The 507-nt window shown below is 57.0% G+C and carries 1 protein-coding gene; it reads right to left on the bottom strand.

Annotation, left to right across the window (positions count from 1 at the left end):
- Positions 1-507: AAA family ATPase (locus J5224_RS35385; protein ID WP_264629435.1), on the bottom strand; the 507-nt coding region annotated here is incomplete at both ends.

Raw genomic sequence — 507 nt, 5'->3', positions numbered from 1 at the left:
CACCGTTGTGCACGCCAAGGTTCGCAGAACAAAATCAGCACGCGCATTCACGCTGGCTTTAGGCAGCAGCGACACCGCATAGCCTAGCGTCGGGTAGACCTCTTGCAATCGCTCAAATTCAGCCACGGCAGCATCCATACTGTGACGTCGGTCGCCGTTCTGCACATAAATCTCAGGCCAGGGGGGAACAAGAAACACCCGTGAGTGATAACGATAGCGTGATGCAAGCGTAGTGAGTACCGGTTCACCGGTTATTGCCTGAAGCGCTGCCGCTGCATCGATTAATCCGCGATCAAAAAATACCCATGACCGCCCATCGCTTCTCACCTGAGCATGGTCATCCATAGAGAGCGTTACCGCCCGGCGTAAAAACGCTTCCATGTTGTTCCACGGCACCGCATCATCGCCCGAAGACGTTGCTTCACGCACGATGCGCTGGCCGGGCTCCTCAACAACGGCATGACCACGCCGGTGCAGTTCTGCCAGCAGCGTGGTTTTGCCACCGCC

The organism is Candidatus Symbiopectobacterium sp. NZEC135 (assembly GCF_025962695.1).
This window is presented reverse-complemented; position numbering and strand designations above follow the sequence as displayed.